The 25,884-nt window shown below is 71.7% G+C and carries 21 protein-coding genes; 11 read left to right on the forward strand and 10 right to left on the reverse strand.

What is annotated here, in order from left to right; genetic code table 11:
- Window positions 1–14: 14 nt before the first annotated feature.
- Entirely contained in the window at window positions 15–1,580 is a 1,566-nt protein-coding gene (locus ACTOQ3_RS11500) for a glycoside hydrolase family 13 protein (protein ID WP_440083337.1), read from the forward strand.
- 589 nt (window positions 1,581–2,169) lie between these two features.
- Here ACTOQ3_RS11500 and ACTOQ3_RS11505 read toward each other — a convergent pair.
- Together ACTOQ3_RS11505 and ACTOQ3_RS11510 are read right to left on the reverse strand one after the other, a co-directional pair.
- Window positions 2,170–2,778 (reverse strand): TetR/AcrR family transcriptional regulator, encoded by a 609-nt coding sequence (locus tag ACTOQ3_RS11505; RefSeq protein WP_440083338.1) that lies wholly within the window; start codon window positions 2,776–2,778, stop codon window positions 2,170–2,172.
- Between the two features lie 183 nt (window positions 2,779–2,961).
- On the reverse strand, window positions 2,962–3,342 hold the full coding sequence (locus ACTOQ3_RS11510) for a winged helix-turn-helix transcriptional regulator (RefSeq protein ID WP_440083339.1): 381 nt from the start codon (window positions 3,340–3,342) through the stop codon (window positions 2,962–2,964).
- A 129-nt stretch (window positions 3,343–3,471) separates the two neighbouring features.
- Between ACTOQ3_RS11510 and ACTOQ3_RS11515 the strand changes: the two genes are divergently transcribed.
- The 3 genes from ACTOQ3_RS11515 to ACTOQ3_RS11525 all read left to right on the forward strand — a co-directional run bounded on the left by ACTOQ3_RS11515 (window position 3,472) and on the right by ACTOQ3_RS11525 (window position 5,753).
- Window positions 3,472–3,876, forward strand: a complete 405-nt coding sequence (locus ACTOQ3_RS11515) for a RidA family protein (RefSeq protein ID WP_440083341.1) — start codon at window positions 3,472–3,474, stop codon at window positions 3,874–3,876.
- A 206-nt stretch (window positions 3,877–4,082) separates the two neighbouring features.
- Window positions 4,083–4,973: a lysostaphin resistance A-like protein gene (locus ACTOQ3_RS11520; RefSeq protein ID WP_440083492.1), complete on the forward strand. Its 891-nt coding sequence runs from the start codon at window positions 4,083–4,085 to the stop codon at window positions 4,971–4,973.
- Window positions 4,974–4,988: 15 nt separating this feature from the next.
- On the forward strand, window positions 4,989–5,753 hold the full coding sequence (locus ACTOQ3_RS11525; protein ID WP_440083342.1) for a helix-turn-helix domain-containing protein: 765 nt from the start codon (window positions 4,989–4,991) through the stop codon (window positions 5,751–5,753).
- 200 nt (window positions 5,754–5,953) lie between these two features.
- Here ACTOQ3_RS11525 and ACTOQ3_RS11530 read toward each other — a convergent pair whose 3' ends face one another.
- Window positions 5,954–6,991 (reverse strand): GTPase family protein, encoded by a 1,038-nt coding sequence (locus ACTOQ3_RS11530; RefSeq protein WP_440083343.1) that lies wholly within the window; start codon window positions 6,989–6,991, stop codon window positions 5,954–5,956.
- Window positions 6,992–7,128: 137 nt separating this feature from the next.
- On the opposite strand from ACTOQ3_RS11530, the gene ACTOQ3_RS11535 reads away from it, so the two are divergent.
- Window positions 7,129–10,650, forward strand: a complete 3,522-nt coding sequence (locus tag ACTOQ3_RS11535; protein WP_440083344.1) for an AAA family ATPase — start codon at window positions 7,129–7,131, stop codon at window positions 10,648–10,650.
- 4 nt (window positions 10,651–10,654) lie between these two features.
- Here the strand turns inward: ACTOQ3_RS11535 and ACTOQ3_RS11540 are convergent, their stop codons facing one another.
- The gene (locus tag ACTOQ3_RS11540; RefSeq protein WP_440083345.1) at window positions 10,655–11,425 is read right to left on the reverse strand and encodes an SDR family NAD(P)-dependent oxidoreductase; all 771 of its coding nucleotides are present in this window, start codon (window positions 11,423–11,425) and stop codon (window positions 10,655–10,657) included.
- 205 nt (window positions 11,426–11,630) lie between these two features.
- Between ACTOQ3_RS11540 and ACTOQ3_RS11545 the strand changes: the two genes are divergently transcribed.
- Window positions 11,631–12,629: a LacI family DNA-binding transcriptional regulator gene (locus tag ACTOQ3_RS11545; protein WP_440083346.1), complete on the forward strand. Its 999-nt coding sequence runs from the start codon at window positions 11,631–11,633 to the stop codon at window positions 12,627–12,629.
- A gap of 358 nt (window positions 12,630–12,987) precedes the next feature.
- On the opposite strand, the gene ACTOQ3_RS11550 is transcribed toward ACTOQ3_RS11545, so the two are convergent.
- Window positions 12,988–14,970, reverse strand: a complete 1,983-nt coding sequence (locus tag ACTOQ3_RS11550; RefSeq protein WP_440083347.1) for a hypothetical protein — start codon at window positions 14,968–14,970, stop codon at window positions 12,988–12,990.
- Between the two features lie 226 nt (window positions 14,971–15,196).
- On the opposite strand from ACTOQ3_RS11550, the gene ACTOQ3_RS11555 reads away from it, so the two are divergent.
- Window positions 15,197–15,526, forward strand: coding sequence for a zinc finger domain-containing protein (locus ACTOQ3_RS11555; RefSeq protein ID WP_440083348.1), 330 nt, complete (start codon window positions 15,197–15,199; stop codon window positions 15,524–15,526).
- A gap of 17 nt (window positions 15,527–15,543) precedes the next feature.
- Here ACTOQ3_RS11555 and ACTOQ3_RS11560 read toward each other — a convergent pair whose 3' ends face one another.
- Window positions 15,544–16,713 carry an MFS transporter gene (locus ACTOQ3_RS11560; protein WP_440083350.1) on the reverse strand — a complete coding sequence of 390 codons (1,170 nt, stop codon included), beginning with the start codon at window positions 16,711–16,713 and terminating at the stop codon, window positions 15,544–15,546.
- A 125-nt stretch (window positions 16,714–16,838) separates the two neighbouring features.
- The gene (locus tag ACTOQ3_RS11565; RefSeq protein ID WP_440083351.1) at window positions 16,839–17,597 is read right to left on the reverse strand and encodes a DeoR/GlpR family DNA-binding transcription regulator; all 759 of its coding nucleotides are present in this window, start codon (window positions 17,595–17,597) and stop codon (window positions 16,839–16,841) included.
- A gap of 57 nt (window positions 17,598–17,654) precedes the next feature.
- Between ACTOQ3_RS11565 and ACTOQ3_RS11570 the strand changes: the two genes are divergently transcribed.
- Together ACTOQ3_RS11570 and ACTOQ3_RS11575 are read left to right on the forward strand one after the other, a co-directional pair.
- On the forward strand, window positions 17,655–18,644 hold the full coding sequence (locus ACTOQ3_RS11570) for a helix-turn-helix transcriptional regulator (RefSeq protein ID WP_440083352.1): 990 nt from the start codon (window positions 17,655–17,657) through the stop codon (window positions 18,642–18,644).
- A 141-nt stretch (window positions 18,645–18,785) separates the two neighbouring features.
- A complete protein-coding gene (locus tag ACTOQ3_RS11575) occupies window positions 18,786–19,529 on the forward strand; it encodes an alpha/beta fold hydrolase (protein ID WP_440083353.1) in 744 nt (247 codons plus the stop codon).
- Window positions 19,530–19,775: 246 nt separating this feature from the next.
- Here the strand turns inward: ACTOQ3_RS11575 and ACTOQ3_RS11580 are convergent, their stop codons facing one another.
- The 3 genes from ACTOQ3_RS11580 to ACTOQ3_RS11590 form a co-directional block, all read right to left on the reverse strand.
- On the reverse strand, window positions 19,776–20,933 hold the full coding sequence (locus tag ACTOQ3_RS11580) for an LLM class flavin-dependent oxidoreductase (protein WP_440083354.1): 1,158 nt from the start codon (window positions 20,931–20,933) through the stop codon (window positions 19,776–19,778).
- A 45-nt stretch (window positions 20,934–20,978) separates the two neighbouring features.
- Window positions 20,979–22,202, reverse strand: coding sequence for an SfnB family sulfur acquisition oxidoreductase (locus ACTOQ3_RS11585; RefSeq protein ID WP_440083355.1), 1,224 nt, complete (start codon window positions 22,200–22,202; stop codon window positions 20,979–20,981).
- A gap of 205 nt (window positions 22,203–22,407) precedes the next feature.
- Entirely contained in the window at window positions 22,408–23,775 is a 1,368-nt protein-coding gene (locus tag ACTOQ3_RS11590) for a S41 family peptidase (RefSeq protein WP_440083356.1), read from the reverse strand.
- Between the two features lie 88 nt (window positions 23,776–23,863).
- On the opposite strand from ACTOQ3_RS11590, the gene ACTOQ3_RS11595 reads away from it, so the two are divergent.
- Window positions 23,864–24,517 carry a response regulator transcription factor gene (locus tag ACTOQ3_RS11595; RefSeq protein WP_440083357.1) on the forward strand — a complete coding sequence of 218 codons (654 nt, stop codon included), beginning with the start codon at window positions 23,864–23,866 and terminating at the stop codon, window positions 24,515–24,517.
- Window positions 24,514–25,659, forward strand: coding sequence for a sensor histidine kinase (locus ACTOQ3_RS11600; protein ID WP_440083358.1), 1,146 nt, complete (start codon window positions 24,514–24,516; stop codon window positions 25,657–25,659). Before ACTOQ3_RS11595 ends, ACTOQ3_RS11600 begins: the two co-directional genes overlap by 4 nt.
- Window positions 25,660–25,884 lie beyond the last annotated feature (225 nt).

The raw sequence follows: 25,884 nt of genomic DNA on the forward strand, positions 1-25,884 counted from the left end.
GGAGTTGTTCCAGCATGTCCGAAACGTGGTGGCGGGGAGCCGCGATCTACCAGGTCTATCTCCGGAGCTTCGCCGACGGCAACGGCGACGGCGTCGGCGACCTCGCGGGACTCCGCGCGCGCCTGCCGTACCTCTCCGACCTGGGCGTCGGCGCGATCTGGCTCAACCCCTGGTACCCGTCGCCGATGGCCGACGGTGGGTACGACGTGGCCGATTACCGTGACATCGAGCCATCGTTCGGCACGCTCGCCGAGGCGGAGGAGTTCATCGCCGAGGCGCATGCCCTGGGCATCAAGACGATCACCGACATCGTCCCCAACCACGGCTCCCACCGGCAGAAGTGGTTCCTGCAGGCGCTGGAGGCCGGGCCGGGCTCCGCCGAGCGGGAGCGCTTCCACTTCCGCGCGGGCCGGGGGGAGAACGGCGAGCTGCCGCCCAACGACTGGCAGTCGATCTTCGGTGGCCCCGCGTGGACCCGGATCGCCGACGGCGAGTGGTACCTGCACCTGTTCGCCCCCGAGCAGCCCGACTTCAACTGGGACAACCCGGAGGTCGTCGAGGAGTTCCACGACGTGCTGCGGTTCTGGTTCGACCGGGGGGTGGACGGCATCCGGATCGACTCGGCCGCCCTGCTGGTCAAGGACATGGACAGCCTGGGAGGCGAGGAGGCCTACACCGACCTCGACGGCGTCCACGAGATCTACCGCGGCTGGCGCAGGGTGGCCGAGGAGTACGAGGACAGGATCCTGATCGGCGAGGTGTGGCTGCCCGACCAGGAGCGGTTCGCCCAGTACCTTCGCCCCGACGAGATGCACACCGCGTTCAACTTCGACTTCCTGGCGTGCACCTGGGACGCGGCCGCGCTGCGCGGGTCGATCGACCTGACCCTGGCCACGCACATCCCGCTGGGCGCGCCCCCCACCTGGGTGCTGTCCAACCACGACGTGACCCGCCCGGTGACCAAGTACGGCAGGGCCGACACCTCCTTCAGCCACGCCGACCGCAAGCACGGCATGCCCTCCGACCCGGTGCTGGGCGAGCGCAGGGCGCGCGCGGCCGCGCTGCTGGCGATGGCGCTGCCCGGCGGCCTCTACGTCTACCAGGGCGAGGAGCTGGGGCTGCCGGAGGTCGAGGACATCCCCGACGACCTGCGCCAGGACCCGATCTGGATCCGCTCGGGCCGCACCGACCGCGGCCGTGACGGCTGCCGGGTGCCGCTGCCGTGGTCGGGCGACGAGCCGCCGTTCGGGTTCGGCGCCGGGCCGACGTGGCTGCCGCAGCCGCTGGAGTGGAAGGCGCTGACGGCCGAGGCGCAGGCCGCCAACCCCACGTCCATGTTCACCCTCTACCGCGCCGGGCTGCACCTGCGCCGCGAGCTGCTCGGCGACGGCACGCTGACCTGGCTGGACGCGCAGGACGAGGTGCTGGCCTTCCGCCGAGAGTCCGGCCTGGTCTGCGTGGTCAACCTCGGCCAGGAGCCGGCCTCCCTGCCCGAGCACGAGTCGGTCCTGCTGGCCAGCGGCCCGCTGGAGGGGAACCTGCTCCCCTCCGACACCGCCGTCTGGCTCCGTACGGCCTGACCCCGCACCCCTCGGGACTCCCGACTCGGGGCCGCCGGCGTCCCGGCGGCCCTGGGCGCCCCTGACCGGCCGGACCCCGTTGGCCCCGGTGATCAGTGTGACGGTCATGGGTTTCACACGGTCCGATCGTCGATGAACTCGTACATCTGATCGAACCTGTGGGCGCTGAGCTCATCGATGTAGCGCGGGTGGAACCCGCGCAGATCACTGTCGGACATCAGATGTCCCTTTCTGTACGGCAGTTGCAGGGCACCGGGTAAGGCGATCCCGGTGCCCTCGAGAAGCCCATGGGAGTCGACCTGCGTCGATTTCCGCATCGATCACTTCAGAAGGGCGTGGACCTGTGGGGACGGAGACGGGTGACCGCGGTCAACGGTCATGCGAAACCGGCCGGGACGGCTCGTGAACGTCGGGAAGCGTCACAGCCCGGCCAGGCTGCGCAGAACGCAGGAGTCGTCGCTTCAAGAATCAGCCGGGCACCTTGACCGAGACGCGGCAGGGGACTCTCCACCGGCAGCGCCTGATGCTCTTGGTGCCGAACCAGGTTGACAAACACAGGCTGTCCGCGAAGGCGGACACCGGGCGGTTCTCAGCAGGGTGGCCAGTTGCGCAGGGCGGCGTCGGCCATGTCCTGGAGTTCGTCGCGGCCGACGCCGCCGGCGGCTTGCACGGCGATGCCGTAGGTCAAGGCGGTGACGTAGCGAGCGAGCAGCGCCGGGCTGGTCCCCGGTGGTAGGTCGCCGTCGTCGACGGCTCGTTCGAACCGTTCCCGGATGCGGGAGTAGCCGCTGTCGCGCCACGCGACGAGGAGGTCGCGGGCTCCGCGGCTGGAGTCGCCGGCGGCCAGGGCGCCTTGGACGCCCAGGCACCCGTTGGGACCGGTCGGGCGGGTGGTGGTTCGGACGGTGCCGGCAAAGATCGCGGTGACGACGCCGAGGGCGGTCGGCTCGTCCAGGGCTCGGGCCAGGTAGGCGCTCGGGCCCTCGGTGTAGCGCTCCAGGGCCTTGCGGAAGAGCTCCTCCTTGTTGCCGAAGGCGGCGTACATGCTGGTGGTGGAGATGCCCATCGCGTCGGTCAGGTTGGCCAGACTGGCCCCCTCGTAGCCCTGCTCCCAGAACATCAGCAGGGCGCGCTCGAGTGCCTCGTCGGCATCGAATCCCCGCGGCCGGCCGATCGGGCGGGGCTTCCCGGTCTCCACTCCCGCAGTCTAACCATTCTGTAGTGATCGATGCAGAATACGCTGACCTCTGCTTCCACCTCGATCGATATCGATGCGGAAGCAGAGGGTACTCCACACGGGACTGCGTGAAGGCAAGACCACTCCGGTCAGCCGATCAGGTCTTCAGGGGCGTCCTTCGTCCTGTCCACGTGAACCGAGCCGTCAGGCGTCGAAGCGCCGGCGGGCGGTCTCGATGTGGCCGAAGTGCTGGTGGGTCCAGCCGCAGATGAGGTCAACCGTCGCGCGCAGGGCCTGGCCCGGCGCGGTGAGGGTGTACTCGACCCGCGGCGGCACCGTGGGATACACCTTCCGCTCGGCCAGGCCGTTGCGCTCCAGCATGCGCAGATTCTGGGTGAGCATCTTGTGGCTGATGCCCTCGACCTCGTCGCGCAGTTCGCTGAAGCGGAGGGTGCGCTCACCGAGAGCCTCGATGATGAGCAGCGCCCACTTGTTGGCGACATCCGAGAAGATCTCCCGCGCCAGGGAGTCCGCGCGCCTCAGGTCCGCTTCGTCGGCCGTGCCCGCGAACTGCTTGGTCACCATGAGGTTCCCCAGTCTCTAAAAAGTGCGTTCTTCCACGTCAGCGCACACTCTCCTATGGTTTCCGAGTAACCGCAAGAGAGCACGGGCGCCCCTCCGGCGCCTCGATCACATAACCGATCAGGAGATCTCGTGACTGTTTCGCTCATCAACCCCGACAGGCATGTCCAGGTCCCGCTCTACCACCACGTCGCGGTGGCGAGGGGGAGCAGGCAGGTTCACATCGCGGGACAGGTCGCCTGGGACGAGAACGGCGAACTCGTGGCACCGGGCGACCTCGCCGGGCAGGTCACCCAGGTCTACCGCAACGTCGCCAAAGCGCTGGACGCGGCCGGAGCGACGTTCCACGACGTCGTCCGCGTCACGTGGTACGCCGCAGGCTGGAAGAGAGAGATGTACGACACCTTCAACGCGGGCGTCGAACAGGCGGCCCGCGAGTTCGACATCGCCACGCCACCGGCCGCGCTGATCGGAGTGGACGTGCTTTTCGAGCCCGGCATCCTCATCGAGGCCGAAGTCACCGCGGTCATCGACTGAAGCGGTCACACCAGGTGCGAGTAGCGGGGACCTGCGACGTCCGGGCGACTTGAGTGTGCCCCCAGGGCATGGTGTTCGCTCATGAGCGCGGCAACCGATTCGACCCCGAGAGGAAACCCTTCCCGATGGATGTGCCAGGACCCGACGATCTCCGAGACGCGACGAGTCGCCCGAACCCCGTGGCCTCGAGCAACCCGGGCCCCTTGATGCAGGAGCGCTCCCGGCCGGCCGTCGACGACTCCCGGCCGTTCGGCGCGCACCTCCGCATGAGCTGGTGGAAGCCGCTCGTGGTCATCATCGTGCCGCCGCTGGTGATGGTGGTCCTGCAGATCCTGCTCTACCAGATCGTCGGCATCGTCGAGGGCAGCGGCGACCCGATGGCGGCCACCTTCACGCCGTTGAAGTTCCTGGCCGTCAACGTCAGCGTGGGCGCGGCCGGTGCGCTGGCGATCGGGCTCCTGGCGTGGACGGCGAAGGTGCCGTGGCGCAGCCTGATCAGCTCACCGCGAGCGTTCGACGCGCGCCGCTTGACGCAGTACCTTCTCGGCGCGGCGCCGCTGCTGGGCGCCGGGATCGGCGTCGTGGCCCTGGTCGCCCCCGACGCTCCGGGCTGGACCGCCTTCGGCGTGAGCGCCACGACGATCGCCATGCTGGTGATCACCCTCCTGACCACTCCGATACAGGCCGCCGGGGAGGAGCTGATGTTCCGAAGCGCCGTGCTGCCCGCCGCCGCATCCTGGGTGCGTGCGGTTCGCCCGGCGCTGGTCGTCGGGCTCGTGGTCTCCAGCCTGGCCTTTGCCGTGGTCCACGGGTCGACCGACCCCTGGCTGTTCGGCTACTACGTCGTGTTCGGCGTCTGCACCGGGCTGATGGCGATCATCAGCAGGGGCGTCGAGGCGCCGGTCGCGTTCCACGTCGCCAACAACGTCGTGGCGACGACCGTCAATACACTGATGGCGGACGGCGAGGCGTTCCCTCTCGACCGATCCACCGACACCGGCGACGCGTCCCTGCTGATCCTCGCCGCCGTCAACGTCGGCATGGTCGTCCTGGTCTGGCTGCGCGAGCGGCGTCGCCGGACCCGCGGAACCGCATGAGGAGGCGGGCAACCCATGACCTGGAGCACTCGTGAGATAGCCGAGCTCGCGGAGACCACGGTGAAGACGGTGCGCTACTACCACGAGATCGGCCTGCTCGACGAGCCTGACCGCGAACCCAATGGCTACAAGCGGTACGAGGTCCACCACCTGACGCGGCTGCTGCAGATCAGGCGACTGACCGGGCTGGGCGTGCCGCTCGCACAGGTGGCCGCGATGGGAACGGACGCCGACGGTCAAGCCTCGATCTTCCGGACCGTCGACGCCGAGCTCGAGGCGACGGTGGAGCGACTCCAGAAGATCCGGCAGGCACTGGCCACGCTGTCCGAGCCGGGCGCGTCAGCGGACGTGCCGACCGGGTTCAGCGGCGTTGCGGAGCACCTGCGCGACAACGATCGCGCCCTCCTCACGATCTACGCCCAACTGTTCTCGGACGAGTCGATGGACGCCGTACGGCGGACCCTCGAGGCACGCCCCAACCTCGCACTCGACGAGGAGTTCCGCGACCTCCCCGAGGACGCCGACGACACCACGAGGCAGGCCCTCGCCGAGCAGATCGCACCGTTCATCGACGGCGCGACCACCGATCACTCGGTCACGTTGGAGCTCAAGGCCTCCGCGCCGCGGCAGGTCCGAGCTGCCCGAACCGCCCTCGGCCGTGCCCTCGAAGCCCTCTACAACCGCGCTCAGATCGACGTGCTACGCCGGGCACAGATGATCAGCACAGCCGGTGGCGATGTACGCTCAGGGCCGCGCGACGGAGTCGGTGGAGGGGAGTAACACCCGGAAGGAATCTCCCTGAGACGCAGCACAGCGTGCCGGCAGAACTCCGCCGCACCGCTCGGTCGATCTCACCGGCGCGCGGGGCGCGGATCACCCGCCGGGGCACTCCAGGGGCGACGCTCGTCGAATTGCCGCCGAGCCTGACGCGGACCGGATCCTCGAAGCCATCGACGGCGAGGAGCCGCAAGCTCGGTCGTTCACGGCGGAGAAGCCGACAGCGGGATCTCGGTGAGGTCGAACGCCTTGGCGCCGCGCTCGCCGTCCCAGATCATCATGTTGCCGTACGTGCGCGCCGTGGCCACCGGCACGGCGGAGAGCTCGTCGACGTCCTGGAGAAGGCGCCGGAAGCGGAAGACGGCCGTCGGGCCGAGCCTGTTCACGACGCCGGTCATCAGCCGCGTGAGATTGAACCTGAACAGCGCCGAGCAGGGCAGCACGCGATGGTTGTCGCGCAGGCGGGAGAAAACCTCCCGGTGTGCCGGATAACGCGCCGAGTAGGCGTCGCACACCCGCTGCGAGAAATAGCCGCGATAGTGGACACCGCGCCGGTCGAAGCCGAGCCTTTCGTCGGAGACGGTGAACTCCCCGGTGCCGTAGGTGCTCGTGAGGAGGATGTCCGCGCGGGGTTCGAGAAAGACGCTCTCGTAGTAGGCGGCCTTTTCCTCCAGGCGTCGCAGGAGTGCCCCGCCCGGGGCGAAGGTGCCTCGCTCCCCGCGCATGTCGAAGATCCACGGGGGCGGGGTCAGGGTGTCCGCCTTGGTGAGGAGGAAGGTCAGCTTGCTCATGACGAGCCGCCGCGTCTCGATCGCGACACCGTCGAGCAGCCCGCTCAGGCACTGCTCGTCGTAGGCGGTGGAGCGGCTGTCGGCGTGGAAGGCCCAGATGACGACGTCGCACTGGACCAGCCTCTCCAGGTACATGGCCAGGTAGGTCTCGTCGGCGGCGGCGGACTCCCCGATTCCCGGCATGTCCCAGAAGGTCAGCATGTGGCCCGAGGCGCCGGGTACCGAGACCGGCTCCGGTCTCCGGGTGACCGGCCGGACGTGACCGACGGCGAGATCGGTGCCGAACAGGCAATTCAGCAGCGAAGTCTTACCTACTCCCGTTTGTCCCATTATTGCCACACTTAGTGGTTTATCTAATTCGGCACTTCTTCCGCGCCGGCCATTCTCTCCGGCCTTTCTCCGCGGGCCGTCGCCCGGCGGGCCGATGGAAAAATCATCGATCTTGGCCATGCGGTCATCTCCTGTGACATCGTTGTCGAGCGCTTCGAGCTGCTTTTCACGCTCCTGTCCACGATGGGGCGGACGACCTTGCGACGACCTTGCAGCCGGAGCCGTCGCCGGAAAACACGAATCGATCCCCCCGGGCGGTGGACGTGGCGAGCTTCGAGATCAGGTTGTTCGGCGCGGTGGACATCGTGATCGACGGGGTGCCGCAGAAGATCAACCCGCAGCTGGCGAAGACGCTGGCGATGCTGGTCTCCGCCCGCGGCCCGATCTCCCCGGCCGCCCTGGCCGCCGGGCTGTCGGAGCCCTCCGCGGACAGGCACGTGGAGGTGGCGCCGCCGGTCTCGCGGCTGCGCGGGCTACTGCGCGGCAGCGGGCTGGACATCCCGCGGGCCAGGCGCTCGCACGTCTACGAGCTGGTCGAGGACGCCCCGGGCCGCCTCGCCGCCACCGTCGACACGCGGAGGTTCGAGGCGTACCTGCGCGACGGGCGGACGCTGCTGGAGAGGGGCGACCTCGCCGCGTCCCTGCGGACGTTGCGGGAGGCCCTCGGGGAGTGGTCCGGCGACCCGTTCGCGTCGCTGGCGGGCGGGTGGATCCCGCCCAGGGTCTGCGAGAGCTACCACGCCCGGCTGCGGGAGCGGCGCCGGGAGCTGATCAGGCTCGTCGCCCGCGTCGCCATCCGGCTCGACCTGCTGGGCGACGCGGCGTTCCTCACCGGCGAGGTCGCCGCCGAAGGGCAGGAGGACAGCGGCCCGCTGTGGCTGCTGCGCTTCCTCATCACCCTGCGCGACGAGGGAGCGGTCACCGCGAGGGAGCTGATCGAGCGGCGCCGCGCGATCTCCCCGGGGGACGACGCGGTGAGCCGGGCGCGGGACCTGCTGGCCCTGCGCGGGCACGGCCTCGGCCGCCCGCCGTCGCCGCCCCCCGCCGCCCGCGGGCACGCCTACGGTCACGGTGGCCCGCGGTCCCTGATCGGCCGCAGGGACGAGGTCCTCCGGCTCTCCGCGCTGGCCGGGCGGCTCGAACGCGGCGAGCCGGTGGCCCTGGCCGTCTGCGGCGTCCCCGGAGTCGGCAAGACCAGGCTGGTGGAGGAGCTGGCCGTGCTCCTGCCCCCGAGGATGCGCATGGTGACCGTCCCGTGCCAGGAGTTCGGCGACCTGCAGCCGTGGCGGGTGCTGGTCGGGACCCTCTGGGAGGACCTGCGGCGCGACCTGGCCGCCCCGGCCGTCCCGCTCGGCGCCGAGGAGCGCGAGACGCTGGAGGGCCTGATGTCGGCGGGCCTGTTCGTCTCGCTCGGCGGGCCCGGCCACGAACGCGATCCGCGGCGGCTGGTCGCCCTCCTGGTCTCCCTGCTGCGCCTGACCGCCGGCGCCGGTCTCCTGGTCGCCTTCGACGACGCCCACCTGCTCCGCTCCGACGCCGAGGAACTGCTGCACAACGTGCGGGAGGCCCTCGGGGAGGCCCCCGTCGGCTTCGTGCTCACCGACCGCTCCGAGCCGTCGCGCCGGCGGGGACGGATGGACGTGCTGGCCCTGTCCCGGCTGGGGGCCGCGGAGGTGGCGGAGTGGCTGGGCGCGGCGTGGGGCCGCGAACCGACGCGCGCCGAGACCTGCAGGGCCGTGGACGAGACCGGGGGGCTGCCGCTGGACCTGTGCCGGATCACCGAGGCCGGTGACCTCCCCCGCGACCGCCCCCGGCACGACACCGCCTCCAGCCCGATGTTCCGCTGGCTCGCCGCGGCGGCCGTCACCGCCCTGGGCAGGGAGATCGACCCCGATCTCGTCGCGGGCATGCTGGAACTCGACACCCGGGAGGCGAACCGCAGGCGCGCGGTGGCCGTGACGGCCGGAACGGTCGTCGACCACCAGGGACTGCGCTTCGGTCACGACACGGCCAGGGAGAGCCTGCTCCAGGAGCTGAGGCGCCATCCGGCACTCGCCATGGAGCTGCACCGCCGGGCGTTCGAAAGCCTGGACGAGCGGATGGCGCGGACGACCGGGGACGGCTGGATCGACCCGGCGCTGCCGGTGCGCGTCGCCGAACACGCCCGCTCCTCGGGAAGCGGGCTGGCCCGGGAACGTGTCGCCGCGGCCTGCCTGGGCGCCGCGCGGGCGCAGCAGCGCGGCTTCGCCACCGAGGGGGCGATCACGTGGGCGCTGGCCGGGCTGGAGCTGCGGTGCGACACCGAGACCCGGACCGGCCTGCTGATCACGCTGGGGGACGCGCGCACCGACGCCGGCGACCTGGAGGAGGCCGAGCGCCTGTACCTGCGGGCCCACCGCGACGGCGAGAGCCTGCCGAGGCTCGCGGCGGTGGCGGCCATCAGGCTGGCGCGCCGCTGGTCGGATCCCGGACAGGCCGACCGGCAGCTGCTGCACGTGCTGAGCGACAGCCTGGAGGCGCTCCGCGACGACACCGGCGAGGAGGCGGTCCCGCTGCGGCTGCAGCTGCGGGCGCATCTCGCCCACAAGCTGACGATGGCGGTCAGCGACAGCCTCGACCCCACGTACGCCGGCCTGCGGCCCGGGGTGGAGCTGGCCCGCGCGACGCTGCGCGAGCTGGAGGAGTCCGGGGCCGGGCCGCTCATCCGCTGCGAGGTGCTGAACGAGTGCAGATGGGGCCTGTACGACTTTGCGCACCCGAAGGAGCTGCTGGGCATCGCCGAGCGGCTCCAGGAGGCGAGCATCCAGGCGGCGTCCGCGCACTTTCGCAGCGAGGCCATGGTCGCCCTCACGATCGACCAGCTGAGGCTGGGCCGCCTAAGAGAGGCCGCCGCCACCGTGGCCGGTCACCGCAGGCACGTCGCGCGCAACCACCGGGTCTTCGGCCCCTGGCTGCAGACCACCCTCGACACGCTGATGGACGTGTGGCACGGGGAGTTCGGCCGCGCCGAGGAGCGCGTCCTGGCCGAGTGGGAGCAGCTCGGCAAGGAGGGCGAGAGCGGGGGAGTGGCCGCCGACACCCTGCGGCAGACCCTGATCGGGCAGCACTACTGGCTGCTGCGTGAGCAGGGAAGGCTGGGAGAGCTCTTCGGCTCCGGGCTCGCCAGGCAGGTGGTGGAGTACGAGTACTTCCCGATCTGGCGCGCGGCGCTCATCCTGGCGCTCTGCGAGATCGGCGGGCACGAGGACGCGAGGGACCGGCTGAGGGCGTTCTTCCGTGAGACCTCCGATCTCGGCGCGCTGCCGCCCGACGGGTGGTCGGTTCCGACGCTGGCCCTGCTGGCCGAGTCGTGCGCGCTCCTCATCGAGGCGGGCCACGGCGATCCCGAGCTGTCGCGGTGCGGCGCCCTCGTGCGAGAGCGGTTGTCGGCCCATCGGGGGCAGATCGCGCTCGCCGGGTGGCCCACGATCCTGCTGGGGCCGACGGACCGCTATCTCGGGCTGCTCGCGCTGGCCGAGGGGGACGCCGAGGAGGCGCTGCGGTGCTTCGACGAGGCGCTCCCGCTCGCCGGCGCCGCCTCACCGCTGATCGCGCACCTCCACCTCGACCGTGCCAGGGCGCTGCGCCTGCGGGACGGCGCGGGCGCCTCGGGGGTCCTCTTCGGAGACGCCTTCGGAGGCTCCGAAGAGGATTCCGCCCGCCTGCTCCGCCGCGCGCTGCGCCTGGCCGAGCGCCTGGGCATGGCCGGGGTCGCCGCCCGGGCCCTGTCGCTGCTGTGACCTCCTACGACTCGGGATCGCGCGCGAGCACCGACCGCCCGCCGTCGACGGGCACGGTCGCGCCGGTGACGAAGCCGGCGTCGTCGGAGAGCAGGTGGGCGATCACGGCCGCGACCTCCCGGGGCCGCGCCACCCTGCCCAGCGGGTGCGACAGCGCCATCTCCCGCTCGATACGGGCCGCGCCGGCAGGCCCCTGGGCGCCGAGGAACTCCGCGTAGCGCTCGGTGTCCACCGAGCCCGGCGCCACGGCGTTGACGCGGATGCCGCGCGGGCCGTACTCGACCGCGAGCGCACGGGTCATCCCCTCGACGGCCGCCTTGGCGGTGACGTACGGCAGGCAGCCGGGGACCGCCTGCCGCGCCTGGTGCGAGGAGACGTTGACGATCGCGCCCGGGGTTCCCGCCGCGAGGAAGCGGCGGACCGCGGTCGCGCACCCGACGACGGCGGCGTTCAGGTTGGCCGCGATGAGATCCAGCACCTGTCCGGTCGTGGCGGAGTGGAGGGAGGCGTCCCGGAACACGGCGGCGTTGTTGACCCAGCCGGAGAGGGGGCCCGCGGCCCGCGCGAGCTCGGCGGCCCGCTCCGCCACGGTCTCGTCGGCCGCGTCACCGGCGACACCGGCCAGGCGTGCGCCGGCGGGGTGGCCGTCCAGCCAGGTCAGGGCCGCCGGGTCGCGCTCGACGGCGACGACGGCGCCGCCGTCGCCGAGCAGGCGCTCGACCACCGCCCTGCCGATGCCGCGACCCCCTCCCGTCACCACGTACGAACGGCTCATGCTCTTCCCCTCCCGCCGACGCGCTCCCGCCCGCCGCGACGCGGACCGGTGTTCCTCTCCCGCCCGGACGCAGGGCTGTTCCCTCCCCATGAGACGTGATCGTCCGCGAAAATGTCAACTACTTCTATCGAAGCACTTCGATAGCTTCGGGCGCTTGATACGATTCCTGCCGGCGGCGAGACCGCGCTTTCGGAAGGAGGGCCGCATGGCGACACGGACGACCATCTACGACGTCGCCGCCGCGGCGGGCGTCAGCATCTCCACCGTGTCGCTGGTCCTCAACTCCCCGGCCCGGGTCAGCCAGGCGACCAGGCACAAGGTCCTCGCGGCGGCGGACGCGCTCGGCTTCGTCCCCAAGCAGGACGCGGTCGCCAAGGCGCGGCGCGGCGTGGGGCGCGTCGGTGTCATCGCGCCGTTCACCTCGTACCCGTCCGTCGCCCGGCGCCTGAACGGCATCCTGCGAGCCGTCGGCCACCGGCCCCTGGAGGTCGTCCTGTTCGACCAGGAGTCGGCCGCGCAGAGCTCCTCGCCGTTACTCGCCAGCCTGCCCGTCACCGGCCGCCTGGACGGGCTCATCGTCGTCAGCCTCTCCCTCGACGAGGCGGTGGCCGACCGTCTGACCGACCTGCGGCTACCCGCGGTCCTGGTGGACGTCCGCCATCCCCGCTTCGACTCCGTGCACACCGACGACGCCACCGGCGGCCGGCTCGTCGCCGAGCATCTGATCAGCCGTGGTCACCGCCGATTCGGCTTCCTCGGTGAGGCGCAGAGATCCGGGCTGTACGTCTCGCCGTCCCAGCGACGGCTGGCGGGCTACCGCGCGGCCCTGGCCGAGGCCGGCCACCCCCTCGCCGACGCCGACGTGCGGCTGACCGCGCACGGCGTCGCGCCGGCCCGCGCCGCCGCCGGGAAGCTGTTGTCGGCACCGGACCGCCCGTCCGCGGTCTTCGCCGCCGACGACACCCTCGCGGCCGGAACTCTGAGGGCCGCCCACGACCTCGGCCTCGCCGTCCCCGGCGACCTGGCGGTGGTCGGCTTCGACGACAGCGACCTGGCCGACGCCCTTGATCTCACCACCGTGCGCCAGCCCCTGGAGGAGTCCGGGCACGCCGCGATGGAACTGCTCATCCAACGACTCGACCGGCCCGGGACCGCCCGCGAGGTGGCGCTGAGGCTGCGACTGGTCCCACGCGGCACGAGCTGACCCGGGCCCCTCGTCCGGCCGCCGGAGGGCCCCCACACCCTAAAGATCATTTTTTGGCGTACGGTCTCGTTCCAATGTACCTTGCAAGCCGTGTCACCGGGGGTACGTCTCCACCGGGTGAGCACCTCGCCGGGCGATCTTCCCCCGGGTTGGTAACCATGACTGCTGTAACCGTGGTCACCAGCCTCGAGGAGCGCTTCGTGGAAGGCCTCCCACTCGGGTCCGCGTCACCCGGGGCAAAGTAACTCTGGGTGACGATGGAGACGGGGGTGCTCTGCTGACCGTGGCCCCAGCTCCTAGGTAGATCACCCTGTCAGTGGCTGCTGAGAGGGCGCCAAGGTGGCCGCTTCCGGTCGTGTTATTGGCGCGAGAGTGCGCGAGTGAGGCCTGCCAGGATGGTCGTTGCGAGGGTCCACCCTGCAGTGATCATCGTGGCGGCGAGCCACTGTTGTGCGCCGCGCGGGCCGAAGGCCGTCTCTTGTCCGAAGCTGATGATCGGGAGGAGCAGGTCCAGGGTGTAGAGGAAGGCGTTGAAGGGGGGAGCCTCGCCTGGCTTGAAGGCCGGTGGCTGGTGGGCGGTGAAAACGACCGTGCCGATAAGGAGAAGGGCTGCGAGCCAGAGCGCGGCGCGGAAGGGTCGGTAGCCGTACCCGACGGTCCAGTCCTGCACATATCCCCACAGCCGCGCCCCGAGCCGTCGCCCCGTGCGGCGGCGACGCTGTTTGGCCAGCAGCACGTCCCGAGCAGCCTCATCGTGACCCTGCCGGCGGTAGACGGCGGCCAACTGCTCATAGGGTTGAGGTTGGTAGGCCTCCCTGGCCAGCCAGTCAAGTCGCTCCTGGACAGGCAGGGGAGCCTCCAGGCCGTCATAGGTGAAGCCGTTCATCAGGACGTGAGCAGGCCACCGGCTGGGAGCGTCATCGAGCACGCCGACCCGACTGTGGCGAAGGTCGACGGCCCGCAGCAGTTCCGTCTGGGGCCCGATCTTCAGCGAAGCCGCTTCCACACCACGAAGGTGAAGGTCACCGTCGATGGTGGTCTCCGCAAGGCACAGTGTGGCGGCGATCCGGGAGTTCCTGATCGAGACGTCTCCCGTGGCCGCGAAGCCTTCGCAGCAGTCGATGCCCCCGCCCGCGATCACCTCCCATAGGGACAGAACCCGCCCGCCGGGATTGCTGAGGGCGGCACCGTGAAACTCCAAGCTGCCCTCGATCCGGGCGTTGATGAGCACGATCTCCCCGTCGGCACGGAAGCCTTCGCTGCAGCTGAGCCTGCCGGTGACCCCCAGCCGACGCAGGGAAAGCGCCGTCGCACCCGGGTTGGACAACGTCCCGCCGTCGAGGTTGACCGATCCGCGGACCTGGGTGGAGTCCAGAAAGACCTCTCCGTTCGCCACAAAACCTGGGGTGAGTCGCAGTCCGCTGCCGATCTCCATCAGCGGCGCGTTCAGCGCGCGTCTTCCCGGATTGGCGAGGCTCGCCTGCGCGAAACGGAGCGAGCCGGCCACGCGGGCTCCGCGCAGAAGGACCTCACCTTCGGCCGAGAAGCCGTCATCGATGCGCAGCCCGCCCTCGACGCTGAGTCTCTCCGCGTTCAGGGCGATGCCGTCCGGGTTGGACAGCTGGGCTCCGCTGAAGACGCACCGGCGCCCTATCCGGGCGTCCTGCACGCTCAGCTCCCCCCAGGAGCGGAAACCGCGGGCACACGACAACCCGCCGTCGATGACGACCCCCTCGGCGGTGAGGCTGAAGCCGCCTGACCGCCCGACCCGCGCGCCATCGAGGGTCATCGTCCCGCCGATCCTGGCGCCGACAACACGTAACTCACCGTCGATGACGGCGTTCGCGCACAGAAGATCACGGTCGACGATCAGGCCGTCGGCATGGACAGCCTGAAGTGCGTGGATCGCTGCGCCGCTGAGATTCAGTGTCCCGGACACATGGGCCCCGGCGAGCTGGATCGGGCCGGCCATCTCGCAGCCTTCCAGGCGCAGTGCCCCGCCGATCACAGCGTCTACAGCCTGCAGTCCGGGTGCCCGGGAGGCCGCGAGGTCCACCAGGCCGGTGCGGGCTCCGGTGAAGACCGGCGCTTCCTCGAACTCGCACTTGGTCAAGATCAGAGGGTGCTGTACCTCGGCGTACGACAGGTCCAGTCGGCCCGCGATCCGGGCGCCGGACAGGTGCACGCCGGGCGTCTGCCCTGCAAGGCGTTCCCGGGCGCCGAGCAACATCCTTGCGATGATCGCAGCCCGAACGGGGGTGCCAGGAAGATCCACAGGACGCGCTGTGGGAAACGCCTCCCAGAGGGCGAGTTCCGGCTCGGACAGATCCTCGATGATCACAGGGCACTCCTGGAAGGTCGCACGCGTCGGTAAGGAGAGCCTCCAAGGTCACCACCTGTCTTGGCAACCTTCATGCCCGGCCCATCCCTTGGATCGCAAAGTGCGCGATTCGCAGAAATGACCAGTTCTGCGAGACGACGAACACCGGCGACGCGCGTCCTGTTTGTCGCTGACCGTCGTTCTCGGAACCTCTCGCCAAAATGGTGGTCCCAGTAGGTTCTGCGACATGAGCGAGCCTGCCGATCCAGCTGCTGCCGTCGAGGCCTTCGACTGCCCCATGTGCGAGGCGCCGGCGGGCAGCGCCTGCCGGACCCGAGGCGGCAAGGTCGCACCGAAGTACCACACGCCCCGCTTCATGCTGGTGTCCTCGCTGCGCGCGGAGCTCGAGGTCCGTACCCCGGCCGGGCGCGGACCTGGCCGCCGGTGGCAGGCGGGCCCGATGGTCGACGCCGCGGTGGTGCCGGTGGCCTCGGTTCGCCCGACCCGGGTCGGTTACGCCCGATGCAGCACCGCGCAGCAGGAGCTGGACAGCACCGTCTCCCTCCTGCTGCCCTGAGGTCGTGGTTTATTGATCTACTTTGTAAAGGGCGAGGTCCTGAGCGCCCTGGCCGCCAGGGCAACAAAAAGGGCCAGCAGGGCGGGGATGGCCAGCGCGCGGGGCAGGCCGATCAGCTCGGCGGCGCCACCGATCAGCACGGGCCCGCTGAGGAATCCCACGTAGCCCAGGCTCGCCACCCGGGCCAGTGCCTTCCCGGCCCGGGCCGGGTCACGCCGGCCCGCCGCGGAGAAGACCTGCGGGACGATGCAGGACAGGCCGGCCCCGAAACAGCCGAAACCGATCACCGCGGCGATCTGGTGGCCGGCGAGCAGGCCCAGGCCGAGCCCGCAGGCGGCCAGCGCCCCGCACGCGCGCACCAGGTTGACCGGCCCCAGCAGGGTGGCCAGCCTGTCGCCGGCGAGGCGGCCCGCGGTCATCATGATCGAGAAGGCGGCGTAGGCGGCGGCGGCGAACCCGTCGGAGCTGTTGAGGCTCTCGCTCAGGTAGACCGAGCTCCAGTCGGCCGCGGCCCCTTCGCCGAGCATGCAGCAGAAGGCCAGGACGCCCAGCAGCAGCACCCCGCCGCCCCCGCCGGTCGCCGGCCCGGTCCCGGTGGGGGCGGCGTGCGCGGTCAGGGACAGCGCCCAGCGGGCGGCCCAGAGCGCGAGCGCGACGATCACGACGGCGACCGCGGTGAACGTCACCCCCGGGCTGAGGCCGGCCTGGGCGAGCAGCCCTCCGGCGGTGGCGCCGAGGAAGCCGCCGATGCTGAACACGGCGTGGAAGGACGACATGATCGGACGGCCGGTGGCCTGCTCGATCTCGACGGCGTTGGCGTTCATCGCCACGTCCAGCGTGCCGTGCACCGCCCCGAAGACGAACAGCGCGACGGCCAGGACGGCCAGGTTCGGCACGAAGGCGGGCAGGGTCAGCGCGAGGGCCTGGGCGAAGGCCATCGGCAGCATCACCTTGACGCTGCCGTGGCGGTCGACCAGGCGGCCGACCACCTGCATGCCGGCGATCGCCCCGGCGGCGATGCCGAGCAGCCCGAGGCTGAGCTCGCCCTCGCTCAGCCCCAGCCCCTGTTTGATCGACGGGATGCGTGCCGTCCAGGTGCCGATGGACATGCCAGAGAGCAGGAAGAGCAGGTAGACCGCCACCCGGCCGCGTAGCAGCGCGGCCCGGTCGAGGGGGACGACGTGCATGGGGGAGGACTCCAGTCAGAAGGGGCGGATCAGGGAGGGCGGGCGAACCCCGCGCGTCCAGCACGGCCGCCGGGCGGATTCCGGCCGGACGCCGCGCTCGGACGCCGCGAACCAGGTGGTGTGGCTCAGACGGTGCGGACGACGACGCCTGCCGCGATCATGGCGTCGTGCTCGGCGGGGGGCAGTGCCGTGTCGGTGACGACCATGTCGAGGCGGTCCAGCGGGCAGACCGCGCCGAACGCGGTGCGGGTGAACTTGCCGGAGTCGGTGGCCACGATCACGCGCCGGGCGGAGGCGATCGCCGCCTGTTTGACGGCGACCTCGGAGAGGTCGTGGGCGGTGAGGCCGTGCTCGGCGGACAGGCCGCAGCAGCCGATGACCGCGGTGTCGAAGCGCAGGGACCGGATGGCGTTCTCGGTCAGCGGGCCGGCGAAGTTCAGCTCGCCGGGGCGGACCTCGCCCCCGGGGAGCACCAGGCGGATCCGGGAGGCCGCGCTGAGCTCGGTGGCCGACTGCAGGCAGAGCGGCAGGACCGTCAGGCGGCGGTCGCGGATCACGCGCGCGATCTCCAGGGAGGTGGTGCCGCTGTCGAGCAGCACGGCCTCCCCGTCGGCGAGCAGGGCCGCGACCTCGGCGGCGATCCGCCGCTTGGCCTCCACGGCCTCGCGCTCGCGCACCCCGAAGGGCGGCTCGTCCCCGCGCAGCAGCAGGCTCACCGCGCCGCCCCTGACCCGCCTGACCACGCCCTGCTGGGCGAGCTCGTCGAGGTCGCGGCGGATGGTCATCTCCGACACGGCGTGCTCGACCGCCAGCTCCGCGACCGAGACCGCGTCGCTGGCCCGCAGCGCCGACATGATCGCGCGAATACGATTGTTGCTCTCCACATGTTCATTTGAACATGAGGTGTGTGAGGTTGGCAAACGTGCGGGACAATGGCCGTCATGCGCGCGAGTCGGCTGCTCTCACTCCTGCTGCTCCTGCAGACCCGGGGGCGGATGACGGCCACCGAGCTGGCCGGGGAGCTGGAGGTCTCCGTCCGCACGGTCTACCGCGACGTGGAGGCGCTGTCGTCGGCCGGGGTGCCGGTCTACGCCGACCGCGGCCCCGCCGGCGGATACCGCCTGCTGGACGGCTATCGCACCCGGCTCAACGGCCTGACCGCCGCGGAGGCGTCCTCGCTGTTCCTGGCCGGGCTGCCCGGTCCCGCCGCCGACCTGGGGCTGGCCGAGGTCGCGGCCAACGCCGAGCTGAAGATGCTCGCCGCGCTTCCTCCCGAGCCGCGCTTCCACGCCGCCCGGATGCGCGAGCGCTTCCACCTGGACGTCCCCGGCTGGTACCGCGACGCCGACCCGGCCCCCTTCCTCGGGGAGGTCTCCGAAGCGGTGTGGGAGCAGCGGCCGCTGCGGATGACCTACCGGCGCTGGGGCCCCCGCGACGTCGAGCGGCTGGCCCACCCGTACGGGCTGGTCCTCAAGGGCGGGGCGTGGTACATGGTGGCGGTCGCCGGCGAGGGAGGGCCGCGCACCTACCGGGTGTCGCGGATCGTGAGCGCCGAACTCGCGCCGGGGCACTTCGAGCGTCCCGCCGACTTCGACCTGCCCGTCTTCTGGCGGGAGTACGCCGCCGACTTCCGCGAGCGGATGCACACCGGCGAGGCCGTGGTGCGGATGGCGCCAGGCACCGAGGGGATGCTGGGCCACACGGTGGGCGCCGAGGTCGCCGAGGCCGCGCTCGCCGAGGCGGGGCCGCCCGACGAGCACGGCTGGGTCGTGCTGCGCCTGCCGACCGAGTCCACCCGGCACGCCCACTGGCAGCTGCTGCGCCTGGGCGCCGACATCGAGGTGCTGGAGCCGCCCGAGCTGCGCGAGCAGATGGCCGCCACCGTCGCCGGCCTCGCCGCGCTGTACGGAACGGGCCCGGGCTCCGGCTGACACCGGCCTGTCTCGCGTGCTCCCGGGCCCGGTGGCGCGGGCCGTGTCCGTGGTTAATCGATTGCGGACACCCGGGGGCGGCCGCGACGATGGCGGGATGTCCCTTCTCACCTCGGGCGATGCTCGTTCTCCGGTGGTCCGATGACGCTCGCCCACGACGACGGGGGAGTGGGCGAGCCGGTGGTGCTGCTGCACTCCAGTGCCGCCGACTCGCGGATGTGGGACCCGCAGTGGGAGGCGCTGACCGCCCGCTTCCGGGTGATCCGGCCAGACCTGCGAGGTCACGGCCGCACGCCGTACGCCTCCGAGACCCCCTACTCCGACTCCGGTGACGTGGCGGACCTGCTCGCCGCGCTCGCGGTGGAAAGAGCCGCGCTGGTCGGCTCCTCCTACGGGGGCCGGGTCGCGCTGGAGGTGGCCACCGCCCATCCGGCGCTGGTCTCCCGGCTGGTGCTGCTCAATCCGGGCTGCGGGCTGGAGCCCACCCCCGACCTCGCCGCGTTCGGCGAGGAGGAGGACCGGCTGCTGGAGGCGGGGGAGGTCGAGGCCGCCGTCGAGCTCAACGCCCGCACCTGGCTCGGCCCCGAGGCCGACGGGGAGACCCGCGCCCGGCAGATGGCCATGCAGCGCCACGCCTTCGAGGTCCAGCTCGCCGCCGACCCCGAGCCGTCACAGCTGGAGGGGAGGATCGACCTGTCCAGGGTGACCATGCCCACGCTGGTGGTCAGCGGCGCCCACGACCTGCCCTACTTCCAGATGACGGCCCGCCGTCTGGCCCGGGAGCTGGCCTCGGTGACGGCGGTGCACCTGGAGTGGGCCGGGCACCTGCCGAGCATGGAGCGGCCGGGGGAGATCACCGCACTGATCCTCGAACACCTCACCTGATCCGCGTCGCGGGGCGAACCTCCTCAAGGCACCCCCGAAGGCGTTGAAACGCCATGCGCCTCGGCCTGACCTCTCGGACGTCGACCGGCCGGCGGCGCGCCGGCCGGGGCCTGTTCCCGGCCGGACCGTCCGGCACGGCCGAGCGGGTGCGGGAGATCGGCGACGACCGACGTTCCCGGCGTCCCGCCGCCATCCGCGCGGCCTCCAAGGGTTGCGGAAACACCCGGATGAAAGGTGGAGCGTCGCTCAGCTCGTTCCGGTGGACGCGAACGGGATCGAGGCCGGTTCGTGCGCGGTCGCCGCGGCGGGGTGTTCCCACAGCCCGCGCTCGCGCAGGAGCGGCAGCACTCCCTCGCCGAACCAGTACGCCTCCTCCACGTGCGGGTGGCCGGACATGACGAACTCGGTGATGCCCAGGCGGGCGTACTCCTCGATCCGGTCGGCCACCTCGGTGTGGCTGCCGACCAGCGCGGTGCCCGCGCCGCCGCGGACCAGCCCGACCCCGGCCCACAGGTTGGGGGAGATCTCCAGCCCGTCGCGGCTGCCGCCGTGCAGGGCGAGCATCCGCTTCTGGCCCTCGGACTCGCTGCGGGCCAGGCCCGCCTGCACCTTCTCGATCGTGGCCGGGTCGATGCCGTCGAGCAGCCTGCGGGCCTGCGCCCACGCCTCGTCGGAGGTGTCCCTGTTGATCACGTGCAGCCGGATGCCCTGCCGCAGCGCGCGGCCCTCGGCCGCGGCCAGGCCGCTCACCCAGGCGATCTTCTCGGCGACCGCGGCGGGCGGCTCGCCCCAGGTGAGATACGCGTCCACGTGCCGGGCCGCGACCCGGCCGGCGGCCGGGGAGGATCCGCCGAAGTAGATGTCCGGCACCGGGTCGGGCACCCGGTTCAGCCTCGCGTCCTCGACCCGCAGGTGCTCCCCGGTGAAGTCGACGCTCTCGCCGCGCCACAGGGCCCGCACGATGTGCAGGAACTCGTCGGTCCGTGCGTATCGCGCGTCCTTGTCCAGGAAGTCGCCGTACGCGCGCTGCTCGTGGCTCTCGCCGCCGGTGACGACGTTGAGCAGCAGGCGCCCGCCCGAGTGCCGCTGGAAGGTGGCGCCCATCTGCGCGGCCAGGGTCGGAGTGACCAGGCCGGGCCGGAAGGCGACCAGGAACTTCAGCCGTTCGGTGGTCTCGGTGAGCATGGCCGTGGTCAGCCAGGCGTCCTCGCACCACGCGCCGGTCGGCGTCAGCGCGCCGACGAAGCCGAGCTGCTCGGCGGCGTGCACGATCTGCCGCAGGTAGGCCAGCGTGGCCGGGCGGGCGCCGCCGGCCACTCCCGGGGGCAGGCCGTGGCCGCCGCCGACGATGTCGCGGCTGTCGCCGTAGGTGGGGAGGAACCAGTGGAACGTCAGGTTTGTCATGGCACTTCCGTAGTCGTGGTCGGTCGCCGTCTTGCCGGAGAGGTGCTAGAGCAGGCCGTGACGGGGCGGGAGCCGTCCGTTGAGCACGTAGCGGCCGATGTGCTGGATCTTCCAGCGAGCCGGGTCGTGCAGCGTGTGCGTCCTGGCGTTGCGCCAGTGGCGGTGGAGGTTGAGCCCGTCCAGGCTCGCGCGGGTGCCGCCCAGTTCGAAGACCGCGCTGCCCAGCTCGACCGCGACCGGGTCGACGTACGCCTTCACGGTGGCCACCGCGATGGACGCGGCGGCCGCCGACTCCTCCGTCAGGTCCGCCGCCGCGGCGTCCACCTCCCGGCCCGCCGCGGCGAGGAGCGCCTCCGCGGCCCGCACCTTGACCGCCAGCTCGCCCGCCCGCTGGATGATCAGCGGGTCCTCCGCGGCGCTGTCCACCCCGCTCTCGAACCAGGGCCTGGCCCTGGTACGGACGAACTCCAGCGCCTCCGTCAGGGTCCCGCCGGCGATGCCCACGTCGATCGCGGCGTGCAGGAGCTGGGCCACCGCGCCGTGGAGCTGGGGTCCGGTGAACGTCAGGTGGTGCGGCACCACGCGGTCGGCGGGCACGCGCACGTCGTCGAGGCGCACGGTGCCGCTGGCCGTGGTCCGCTGGCCCATCCCGGCCCAGTCGTCGATCACCGTCAGCCCGTCGGCGTCCCTGGGCACGTACGCCACGTGCAGCGTCTCGTCCTCGCGCCGGGCCGGCACCGGGATCCAGTGCGCGAACAGCGCGCCGGTGCTGTAGTGCTTGACCCCTCGCAGCAGGAAGCCGTCCTCGCCGTCGGGCACCAGCCGCGTGCGGTAGTCCTGCACGTGCTTGGTGCCGGCCTCGGACTGGGCGTTGCCGAGCCTGGCTCCGGCGAGCACCTCGCCGAAGAAGAACTTCCGCTGCTCGGGGGTGCCCTGGCGGCGGAGCACGTTGACGTAGACGAAGTGGCTCTGCGGGATCTGCGCGATGTTCGGGTCGGCGGCGGCCAGCAGGCGCACCACGTCCGCGAGGGTCTCCGCGCGCACGTCCGCGCCGCCGTGCTCGCGCGGCACGGTGATCGCGAGCAGCCCGCTCGCGGAGAGCCGGTCCAGTTCCGCCGCGGGCAGCAGCCGCCCGGCGTCGCGTTCGGCGGCGCCGGGCGCGAACTCTGCCGCCAGCGCGCGGGCCGTGGCGACCGCCTCCGCGTCATCGGCGATCACATGCGCCCCCGGCAGGCCGGGAGCCTGGGAGGTCGTGCGGTCGATACTCATAGCGGATCCGTTCTGCGTGTCGCGTTAGGATCACCCTAATTCATGTATAAATGGTAGGCAATATCCGTTTTGATGGTGCGCGGTGGCAGGCCGGGCGACCGGGTCGCCGCCCATTCTGAAGATCATCGCTGTCGGCGGCGGAACGGACCCGGCGAGAACCGCCGTGGAGGTGGTCCGCGGGCGCGGGCGCCCGCGGACCACCGGACTACAGGAGCGAGAGCGCCTTGGACACGCCCGGGTCGCGCCCGGTGGCCAGGTCGAGGGCGGTCAGGGGAGCGTGGTGGTCGACCGGCACGCCGATCGTGTCGATGATCTCGCGGTCGGGGCCGAGGTGCCGGACCCTGGGCAGCAGCAGGACGCTGCCGTCGTCGAGGAGGAACGCGGCGGCGGGACCGGAGACGGCTCCGGCGGTGCGGGTCCCCACGAGAGTGCCCAGGCCGTTGCCCCTGACGGCCGCGCTGAAGTCCTCGCAGGCCGAGGCGCACCCGCGGTCGGTGAGGACGACCAGGCGCAGGCCGAGCAGCGGGACGCTGTCGTCGGTCCTGTTGGGCACGCACTCGCCCTTGGGCGGGCAGAAGTAGCTGGTGACCTTGCCGTGCGCGAACGCGCCGAGCAGCCGCGTCACCTCGCGAGGCGATCCGCCGCCGTTGCCGCGCAGGTCGAGGATCACCGCCTTCGATTTGCCCCCCAGCTTGGCGATGACCTGGTCGGCGGCGCCCTCGTAGAATCCGGGCAGCTGGACGTACGCGACGTCGCCGGGAAGTGTCTTCGACGTCACCGCCGGAGGCTGCCGGGTGATCGGCCCCTCCTTGAGGTCGATGGTGCGGGTCCGTCCCGTCGTGGGGCGCTTGAGGGTGATCCGTACCGTGCCTGAGGCGAAGGCCTCGATGAAGCTCTGGTTCACCTTCTCCCCGACGAACGGCGGCATGCCGTTGGCCTTGAGCACGATGTCGCCGGGCCTGACGCCGGCCTTGGCGGCGGGGCTGCCGGGCAGGACGCGGGTGATGAACAGCGGCGGCCGGGCCGCCGGGTCGAGTTCCCCGCCCCGGACGGCGGACGCGCCCACGATGCCCGTTCCGACGGGACCGCCCTCCGAAGGCGGGGACGGCCTCTCCCAGCGGGCGTGGTTGTCGTGCAGCCCGGCGACCATGCCGGTGATCGCGGCGCGCAGCGCGGTGGGGTCACCGGTGCCCAGGACCTTCGCGAAGGCGGCCCAGTCGGTGTCGCGGCCGCCGGTGAGCGCGGGCAGCTGGAGGTCGGCCCGGTCGGCGCCGCGCCGCATCAGATCCTGGGTGTAGGCGGCCAGGGCGTTCTTCAGCAGCTCTCTCGAATCCAGGGCGGGGCCGCCGTAGTAGTTGTCCAGCACGCAGAAGTACGCCTGCCGGAGCGTGTTCACCGAGGTCGGCGGCGCCGATTCCGGCGGCGGCGCCGTGATGAGCGCGCAGTCCCCGTCCGGGGCGGCCGGTGAGGACGAGGGCTTCGGCCGGGGCGACGGGTCCGCCGCGAATACCGGGGCGGGCGCGGGCAGGGAGCAGGCCGTCACCAGGACAGCCGCGCAGAGGGTTCTGATCATGAACGTCAGCGTGGCCGGAAGCGGGTTTCGCGGCGGTGAACGGATCGGTTAACGCCGCTGTTACCCCCGTTCGAGTAAGAACGTCGGCATGCGGGTTCTGGTGGCCGAAGACGAACGCGACCTGGCCGATCTCGTGGCGATGGGACTGCGCCGCCACGCCATGGCCGTCGACGTGGTGTACGACGGCGCCGCGGCGGCCGAACGGCTGGCGCTGCACGACTACGACGTCCTCGTGCTGGACCGGGACCTGCCCGGGACGCACGGCGACCTCGTGTGCCGTGAGCTGGTGGCGCGCGGGAGCCGTACGCGGATCCTGATGATGACGGCGGCGGCGTCGGTGCCCGAGCGGGTCGAGGGCCTCGGGATGGGCGCCGACGACTACCTGCCCAAGCCGTTCGACTACGCCGAGCTGGTCGCGCGGGTGAAGGCGCTGGGGCGGCGCAGCCGGTCGCCGGTGCCGCCGGTGCTGGCGCGGCACGGGATCGTGCTCGACACCCACCGGCTCCAGGCGTCGCGGGACGGGCGGCACCTGCACCTGTCGCTCAAGGAGTTCGCCGTCCTGGAGGTGCTGATGAGGGCGGACGGCGCGGTCGTGAGCTCCGAACGGCTGCTCGAGGAGGCCTGGGACGAGAACGCCGACCCGTTCACGACGGTGGTGCGGGTCGTGGTCAGCCGCCTGCGGGCGAAACTGGGCGACCCGCCGTGCGTCCAGACGATTCCCGGCGCGGGGTACCTGCTGTGACGACGGTCCGGGTACGGCTCACGCTGGCCTACTCCGGGCTGTTCCTGCTGACCTCGGTCATCCTGCTCGTCACGGTCAACCTGCTGCTGGGCCAGACGCTGCGCACGCGGATCGCGCGCTTCCCGGTGCCGCCGCCCCCCGAGCCGAGGGGACCGGTGCCGGGGATGCCGACGGATCGGCCGGCGCCGGTGCCGCTGCCCGACCTGGTGGACGACGTCATCGGCTACCAGTGGGAGGTGACCGCGCTGACGGTCGGGATCCTGGCGGTGGTGTCGGTGGTCGTCGGATGGCTGGTCGCCGGGCGTATCCTGCGGCCCGTCCACCGGATCACCGCCACCGCGCGGCGGCTGTCCCTGTCGAACCTGCACGAGCGGATCGCGCTCACCGGGCCGAAGGACGAGCTGAAGGAACTGGCCGACACGTTCGACGCGATGCTCGACCGGCTCGAACGCTCGGTCGAGGGGCAGCGGCGGTTCGTCGCGAACGCCTCCCACGAGTTGCGCACCCCGCTGGCCGTCCAGCGGGCGGCGATCGAGATCGGCCTGCCCGAGGACGTCGGCGAGATCCGCGACAAGCTCCTGTTCCACAACCGCCGCACCGAGAACCTCATCGACGCCCTGCTGGTCCTCGCCCAGGCGGAACACGGCCTGGAAAGGCTGAGACCGGTGGCCCTGGACCAGGTGGTACGCCTCGTCCTGGCCGAAGAGGGATCCGGCGACATCACCGTGACGGCACGGACGGAGCCGTTCGTCGTCCACGGCGATCCGATCCTGCTGAACCGGCTCGTCACCAACCTCGTCGACAACGCGGTCCGCCACAACCGTCCCGGCGGAACCGTCGAGGTGACGCTCGCCGACGGGGTCCTGACCGTCAGGAACACCGGCCCCGAGGTGCCGGAGGAACGTTTCGGCGACCTCTTCGAGCCCTTCCGGCGCCTGCACACGACCCGGGAGCAGGGCGCCGGGCTCGGGTTGTCGATCGTCGCGTCGATCGCGAAGGCGCACGGGGCCGGCGTACGGGCGAGCCCCAACCCGGGGGGCGGGCTGGAACTCGTCGTGGCGTTCCCCGGATCTCGGGATCGGAGCCGGGAAACCCCGCCCGGCCGAACCGAACCCACCCGCCGTACGTCGTGGTGGACATGATGATGCGCGTACTCGCCGTGCTCGCGATGGTGGCGGCTCTGACGGCGGTCTCCGGGGGTACGGCGAGCGCCTGCTCGTGTGCGGTGCCCGGAACGCGCCCGCCTGGCGGTCGCTCTGGTGGTGGCGGGCATCGCGGGGGGTCGCGCGGGCCCGCCGGACAGGCCCCATGATGAGCGCCTCCCCGGATTTGATCAGGAACCCCGTGGAACACCGGCACCGCCGAAA

This window comes from Streptosporangium sp. LJ11 (assembly GCF_051918945.1).
Lineage (GTDB): Bacteria > Actinomycetota > Actinomycetes > Streptosporangiales > Streptosporangiaceae > Streptosporangium.

What these genes read in the sequence shown, in the direction of transcription:
- ACTOQ3_RS11500 (WP_440083337.1), top strand. Translation starts at nt 15, where the DNA reads ATGTCCGAAACGTGGTGGCGGGGAGCCGCGATCTACCAGGTCTATCTC.
- ACTOQ3_RS11510 (WP_440083339.1), bottom strand. Translation starts at nt 3,342, where the DNA reads ATGGTGACCAAGCAGTTCGCGGGCACGGCCGACGAAGCGGACCTGAGG.
- ACTOQ3_RS11520 (WP_440083492.1), top strand. Translation starts at nt 4,083, where the DNA reads ATGCAGGAGCGCTCCCGGCCGGCCGTCGACGACTCCCGGCCGTTCGGC.
- ACTOQ3_RS11525 (WP_440083342.1), top strand. Translation starts at nt 4,989, where the DNA reads ATGACCTGGAGCACTCGTGAGATAGCCGAGCTCGCGGAGACCACGGTG.
- ACTOQ3_RS11530 (WP_440083343.1), bottom strand. Translation starts at nt 6,991, where the DNA reads ATGGCCAAGATCGATGATTTTTCCATCGGCCCGCCGGGCGACGGCCCG.
- ACTOQ3_RS11540 (WP_440083345.1), bottom strand. Translation starts at nt 11,425, where the DNA reads ATGAGCCGTTCGTACGTGGTGACGGGAGGGGGTCGCGGCATCGGCAGG.
- ACTOQ3_RS11545 (WP_440083346.1), top strand. Translation starts at nt 11,631, where the DNA reads ATGGCGACACGGACGACCATCTACGACGTCGCCGCCGCGGCGGGCGTC.
- ACTOQ3_RS11555 (WP_440083348.1), top strand. Translation starts at nt 15,197, where the DNA reads ATGAGCGAGCCTGCCGATCCAGCTGCTGCCGTCGAGGCCTTCGACTGC.
- ACTOQ3_RS11560 (WP_440083350.1), bottom strand. Translation starts at nt 16,713, where the DNA reads ATGCACGTCGTCCCCCTCGACCGGGCCGCGCTGCTACGCGGCCGGGTG.
- ACTOQ3_RS11570 (WP_440083352.1), top strand. Translation starts at nt 17,655, where the DNA reads ATGCGCGCGAGTCGGCTGCTCTCACTCCTGCTGCTCCTGCAGACCCGG.
- ACTOQ3_RS11575 (WP_440083353.1), top strand. Translation starts at nt 18,786, where the DNA reads ATGACGCTCGCCCACGACGACGGGGGAGTGGGCGAGCCGGTGGTGCTG.
- ACTOQ3_RS11580 (WP_440083354.1), bottom strand. Translation starts at nt 20,933, where the DNA reads ATGACAAACCTGACGTTCCACTGGTTCCTCCCCACCTACGGCGACAGC.
- ACTOQ3_RS11585 (WP_440083355.1), bottom strand. Translation starts at nt 22,202, where the DNA reads ATGAGTATCGACCGCACGACCTCCCAGGCTCCCGGCCTGCCGGGGGCG.
- ACTOQ3_RS11590 (WP_440083356.1), bottom strand. Translation starts at nt 23,775, where the DNA reads ATGATCAGAACCCTCTGCGCGGCTGTCCTGGTGACGGCCTGCTCCCTG.
- ACTOQ3_RS11595 (WP_440083357.1), top strand. Translation starts at nt 23,864, where the DNA reads ATGCGGGTTCTGGTGGCCGAAGACGAACGCGACCTGGCCGATCTCGTG.